This is a genomic window from Gramella sp. AN32 (assembly GCF_023718305.1).
Classification (GTDB): Bacteria; Bacteroidota; Bacteroidia; order Flavobacteriales; family Flavobacteriaceae; genus Christiangramia; species Christiangramia antarctica.
In genome coordinates this window covers 1-1438 of sequence record NZ_QEYO01000046.1, presented here as the reverse complement: position 1 = coordinate 1438, position 1438 = coordinate 1, and the positions used below count along the sequence as shown (strand labels likewise).

At 42.4% G+C, this 1438-nt stretch carries 1 protein-coding gene; it reads right to left on the bottom strand.

Annotation, left to right across the window (positions count from 1 at the left end):
* Positions 1 to 1392: an IS4 family transposase gene (locus tag DHD80_RS19795; protein WP_251743202.1), complete on the bottom strand. Its 1392-nt coding sequence runs from the start codon at positions 1390 to 1392 to the stop codon at positions 1 to 3.
* Positions 1393 to 1438 lie beyond the last annotated feature (46 nt).

Here is a 1438-nt window from a genome sequence, read left to right as displayed (position 1 = left end):
CTACCGTCTGGACATATTTCTAAAGAGGATCCAACCTTGCATAATAGAGGAGAATTTTTGTAAGCCTTTCCAAAAGGTTGTGATTCCGGGTTTTCTCTCAGAGAGATAGCCTTTCCAGCCGCCCAATCTGGCAATAGCCCATATATATCGTTTGAGATCAGTCGGTTTATATGGGTTTTTTAGTTTTTGGGTGTTGCCTTCCAATTGTGCTATTTGGGCTTCCAAACATTCCAGTTCTTCTTCAGAGAAGCAACTTCCGGGCTCGGTCCCTTCTTCTGTAGCGTAGGCAATTTGCATGATAAATAGTTTGATAATGGTTTCCAACATCATCAAACACAACTTTCGGATGGCCTTGCCTTGGGAGAGTTCGCTTGCTTCAATATCAAAGCCTTCCTTTTTCAAAATCCTGAACACTTCTTCAATGATCCATCTACAGGTGTACCATTCAATACATTGCAATGCCATTGGCAGGGCTTCCACTTTCTTGGTCGTTAGTAGCCTCCAATGTATTGGGTTTTTGATGTTTTTCCCAGCTTCCCTGGCTTCGATGGCATAAAGCGCCATGTGCCTTGGAAGGCTCTTGTGGTTATATTGATTGGCACTAATGGTGACTTCTGAAAAGCGTACTTCTATGGTAGCCATCCTTTTCTTGAGGTTCTTTCTTTTATCCCCTTCCAGTTCCACCGTATAGGTGCCTTGCAAAGGCTGGTTGGAGAGGTGTTCAAAAAGTTTTTGTTTCCCCTGGAGTGACCGGTTGGATTTGGCCCGCACCAAGAGGTGCGTTTTAGCATCGGGTACCAGGCAAAATTGTTCGTAAATATCACCTTCCCTGTCCTGGATGATAATGATCTCTGAGGCCTTGGTCAAAACTTTTTTGGTGTTCAATGAAGAGGCGATCCATTTATAGGATTCCTTTTCCTCAATGGGGAGCATGTTTTTATAATGGCTCCGATCTTTAAGGGCTTGTTCCAACCCCCTGTTCCAAACCTTTACGTCCGCAAAGCCAAAAGGCATCAAAGTATGCGAATCAAGGACTAAACTTGGGTGGATGAAAAAACCAAGTCCTCCCTCACCAGCATTGGTAGTGCCAATGTAGCCGTCTTTTTTGATCCTGTTCCTGTGGTTGTACAGGTTGACCTCACTGGTGTCCTGGATGCATAAAACCGACTTCCTTTCAACGCAACCTGCACAATTAGAAGACATATTTTTTACAATATCACCTTCACTAACATTATCATTCTGTAAAAAACGGTACATCGCCTTTGCTTCAGAATCATTTGATGCCAACTGCCGAATAGAGTAAATGCTATTAGCAAACAAACGATTGAGAATAGAATTACCTCTATTCAACAATCGCTTGTCTTTTAAATCCTCAAAATGTCTTGTCTGCATTTTTTTATCCTAAAGTAGAATAAAAAAAGATGTGTCCAGACGGTAG